The following is a 3517-nucleotide window of genomic DNA, read 5'->3' on the forward strand; positions in this document are numbered from 1 at the left end:
TCGGAAAATGAATCGACGTTTATTCCGATCGGCACGCGGCATCGGCTGGAAAATCCCGGAAAGGTCCCGCTGGAAATTATCGAAGTGCAATCCGGCGCCTATCTTGGCGAGGACGACATTGTGCGCTTCGAGGACGCTTACGGGCGCCGTTAAGCGGGGGGCATCCGCAGGCTGCTGTGAGAATTGCTTTGATCTTCGCCCCTCCCTTCAATCGGGGCCGGTTCTGCTATGATGTATGAGCTTTACCTCACAGGGAGAGGCGCATGAAAAATCTATTGCTCGTCTGTCTCCTTCCTATCCTGGGCTTGGTAGCCAGCCCCGCCGTGGCCGAATTGCCGAATATGGAGGAGGGCTTGTGGGAGGTCACCACCAAGATAGAAATTTCGGGACCGACTAAAAAAGAACGGGAATACACAGTGAAGCATTGCATTACCAAGAAAGATATCGAGCGCGGCAAGGGCCGAATGCACCAACCGGACCTCCGCCACCACTCGTGTCAAGTGAAGGATTACAAAGTAATCGGAAACCAGGCAAGTTGGAACATCGTTTGCGGCGGAGAAAATCCCATCATAGGCACGGGTTCCGTAACCTACAGCGGCACCAGCTTTGCCGGATCAACCAAGCTGACCATCGGCAAAAAAGACGAGGAAAAACAAATGAGCGAGACCTTCAACGGCACGCGTCTCGGTCCTTGTCCGCAGTGATCCCCTGCTGAATTTTGTATCCTGCAAATGGAAACAAAACAGCCCGGCTCAGCGGGCTGTTTTGTTATTGGCACTGAGTTTATACGGAGTTTATTTAGCTTGGGGCGCCGGCTCGGGTTGCGGCGCTGGATTCGGTACTTCCTTTAGTTCGCGTGGCGACATGAGGATGGTCACCGTTGAGCCGCCGAACGTTTTCGGTTCAATCTGCATCGATGCCACACGATCCGGGCGGGTAAAAGTCATATTGGTGGTTTTGCCTTGAGCAACGGTAACCAGCTCCCAGCCGAAGGACGGCATCTGTTTTTGGTAAAAAACACTTGCGTCAGCCATCGAGAGATTCACGTTTAACACCGCTCGCCCCACCCAGTGTTGAGGGTCCCCGAGGATCACAGAATTCTCGGTATCCAGCTTGGATTCGCTGGGAATCGGAATATCCGTGAGAGGCTGGTATTTACTCGGCTGCCCAGTGATCGGGGTGGGTGTAGAAGTCACCGTGGGATTACCGCTGCACCCAGACACAAAACCCGCAGCCAAAATGACAGCTGCAAACAGGAAAGGGCGGATCATGCTTTTCATGTTGCGTGATTTATAGCACAAATCAGGCGGCAAGCCTACCGCTGGATTACCCTCCCGGTTTATTCCTCAACCCCTTGCCGGTCTTAGGCTCTCGACGCCTCCAATGCGCATTTTTCCCTCGGACCCAAACGACGGAAACCCGTTGCGGCGAACAGGGCGGGTTTGCTGCTTAAATAGATTGTTTTGGTTCGGATTGAACCCTACGGGACCCGCCTGCTCCCCCCAAGCAGGCGGGCCTGTTTCAATGTAATACGGCAGGCTGCGTCATCAGCCCATCGAATCTTTCCAGAAATTCGTCCACGGTCTCGACAGTGGGACTGCCTGCGATGACGGTTGCCAGCGAGCGGCGGAAGGAGGCTGCAACTTCCCCGCGCAGAAACGTGCCGGTCCCCTGATGCAGGTTGATCAGCTCAAACCCGTTCTCGACAGGGTATTCCGCCACATAGTAATGCGGGCTACTGTATACAACATTCATAGAGTTCATTGTCATACCTCACATTTCATATTGGCCGAACGCTTTCACCTTTCTCCTAAGCATTTAGCGTTCCAGCTCTCTCTCTGATGTTTAATATGGGCGCAAGCCTTGGATTTTCAAGGGAATGGGGAAGATTTGGTAATATGATCAATGAGGAGGGAAAGGTTATGGAGCGCAAAAGCGTCAGTTCGAGCACTATTCGCTCAGTGGGCTACGAGGCCGGTTCGCAGACGCTGGAAATCGAATTTACCAGCGGCAGCATTTATCAGTATTCGCGGGTGTCGCCGGAGATATATCGCAAGCTCATGGCCGCCCCTGCGATAGCGAGTTATTTCAAGGACAACATCGAGGAGGAGTTCACCGCCCGGCGCGTTCGCTAGGCAGCTTTAATTAAGTTCAGGCCTGCTGCGACTTTTCCAAGGCCTGGTCGATGTCCCAAAGAATGTCGTCGATTTCCTCCAGTCCGACCGAGATACGCACCATGTCGGGGGTAACACCGGCCAAGATTTGCTCTTCTTCCGAAAGCTGGCGGTGGGTGGTGGACGCAGGATGAATCACCAATGTCTTGGCATCGCCGACATTGGCGAGGTGGCTTAGAAACTGCACGGCTTCGATGAACTTCACCCCGGCCGGCTCGCCGCCTTTGATGCCGAAAGCGAGGATGCCGCTTGCGCCTTTCGGCAGATATTTTTTCACCAAGTCGTAGTATTTGTTATCCGGCAGCCCGGGATAATTCACCCAGGAAACCCGCGGGTGATCTTGCAAAAACTTGGCGACCGCCAGCGCATTTTCGCAGTGCCGCTGCATTCTGATATGCAAGGTTTCCAACCCTTGCAGCAGCAGGAAAGCGTTAAAGGGCGAAAGCGCCGGGCCGAACGTGCGCAGCGTTTCCATGCGCGCCTTCATGGTGTAGCCGAAATCGCCAAAGGTTTCGTGAAAGCGCACGCCGTGATAGCCGCGCGAGGGCTCCATCATTCCCGGGAAATTGCCGTTGTCCCACGGAAATTTACCGGATTCGACGATCACTCCGCCCATGGTGGTGCCGTGCCCGCCGATATATTTGGTCGCGGAATGCACCACGATGTCAGCGCCGTGCTCCATCGGGCGGCACAGATACGGCGACGGAAAGGTATTGTCGATGATGAGCGGAATGCCGGCATCCTTGGCAATTGCCGCAACCGGCTCGATATCGAGCACGTTCATCAACGGATTGCCTATGGTCTCGGCGTAAATCAGTTTGGTTTTTTTGGTGAGTGCTTTTTTGAAATTCTGCGGATCGTCGGGGTTGACGAACGTGGTGTTGATGCCAAGTTTTCTGAAGCTCACCTCGAACTGCGAATAGGTGCCGCCGTATAACGTGCTCGCCGAGACCAGCTCGTCGCCTTGCTCAAGCAGGGTAAAGATCGCGGTCATCTGCGCCGCCATTCCGCTAGCCAGGGCAAGGCCCGCGCGTCCGCCTTCCAATGCCGCCATGCGCTCTTCGAACACCGCGGTCGTGGGATTCATCAAGCGCGTATAGACGTTGCCGAAGGTTTGCAGATTGAACAGGCTCGCCGCGTGATCCGCACTATCGAAAACATAGGACGTGGTCTGGTAAATCGGAACTGCGCGCGACCCGGTTGCGGGATCCGGCAATTGGCCGGCGTGAAGGCACAGAGTGCCGAAACCGAATTTTCTGTCAGCCATGAGTATCCATCCTCTGGAATGAAGATTGCGATTTTACAGGATACGATTGTGAAAAAAGTGCCGCCGCCAGCACGTA

The 3517-nt window shown here is 54.6% G+C and carries 6 protein-coding genes; 3 read left to right on the forward strand and 3 right to left on the reverse strand.

Features of this window, described 5'->3' with window-relative positions:
• Together cpsB and VLV32_00010 are read left to right on the forward strand one after the other, a co-directional pair.
• The coding region (gene cpsB / locus VLV32_00005) for a mannose-1-phosphate guanylyltransferase/mannose-6-phosphate isomerase (protein HUL40282.1) at nt 1-153 on the forward strand (153 nt) is incomplete at its 5' end.
• Nucleotides 154-263: 110 nt separating this feature from the next.
• Nucleotides 264-704 carry a DUF3617 family protein gene (locus tag VLV32_00010; GenBank protein HUL40283.1) on the forward strand — a complete coding sequence of 147 codons (441 nt, stop codon included), beginning with the start codon at nt 264-266 and terminating at the stop codon, nt 702-704.
• Nucleotides 705-794: 90 nt separating this feature from the next.
• On the opposite strand, the gene VLV32_00015 is transcribed toward VLV32_00010, so the two are convergent.
• Both VLV32_00015 and VLV32_00020 read right to left on the reverse strand, forming a co-directional pair.
• Nucleotides 795-1280 carry a hypothetical protein gene (locus tag VLV32_00015; protein ID HUL40284.1) on the reverse strand — a complete coding sequence of 162 codons (486 nt, stop codon included), beginning with the start codon at nt 1278-1280 and terminating at the stop codon, nt 795-797.
• A 241-nt stretch (nt 1281-1521) separates the two neighbouring features.
• Entirely contained in the window at nt 1522-1764 is a 243-nt protein-coding gene (locus VLV32_00020) for a DUF3567 family protein (protein ID HUL40285.1), read from the reverse strand.
• A 158-nt stretch (nt 1765-1922) separates the two neighbouring features.
• On the opposite strand from VLV32_00020, the gene VLV32_00025 reads away from it, so the two are divergent.
• Complete coding sequence (locus VLV32_00025) at nt 1923-2135, forward strand: KTSC domain-containing protein (GenBank protein ID HUL40286.1); 213 nt, start codon at nt 1923-1925, stop codon at nt 2133-2135.
• Nucleotides 2136-2151: 16 nt separating this feature from the next.
• On the opposite strand, the gene VLV32_00030 is transcribed toward VLV32_00025, so the two are convergent.
• Nucleotides 2152-3441, reverse strand: a complete 1290-nt coding sequence (locus VLV32_00030) for an O-acetylhomoserine aminocarboxypropyltransferase/cysteine synthase family protein (protein HUL40287.1) — start codon at nt 3439-3441, stop codon at nt 2152-2154.
• Nucleotides 3442-3517: the final 76 nt, after the last annotated feature.

Source organism: Burkholderiales bacterium (genome assembly GCA_035518095.1).
Classification (GTDB): Bacteria; Pseudomonadota; Gammaproteobacteria; order Burkholderiales; family JAHFRG01; genus JAHFRG01.

Bases quoted from the DNA above. Each gene is read 5' to 3' on its own strand.
- VLV32_00010 (HUL40283.1), top strand. From the start codon at position 264: ATGAAAAATCTATTGCTCGTCTGTCTCCTTCCTATCCTGGGCTTGGTA.
- VLV32_00030 (HUL40287.1), bottom strand. From the start codon at position 3,441: ATGGCTGACAGAAAATTCGGTTTCGGCACTCTGTGCCTTCACGCCGGC.
- VLV32_00015 (HUL40284.1), bottom strand. From the start codon at position 1,280: ATGAAAAGCATGATCCGCCCTTTCCTGTTTGCAGCTGTCATTTTGGCT.
- VLV32_00020 (HUL40285.1), bottom strand. From the start codon at position 1,764: ATGAACTCTATGAATGTTGTATACAGTAGCCCGCATTACTATGTGGCG.
- VLV32_00025 (HUL40286.1), top strand. From the start codon at position 1,923: ATGGAGCGCAAAAGCGTCAGTTCGAGCACTATTCGCTCAGTGGGCTAC.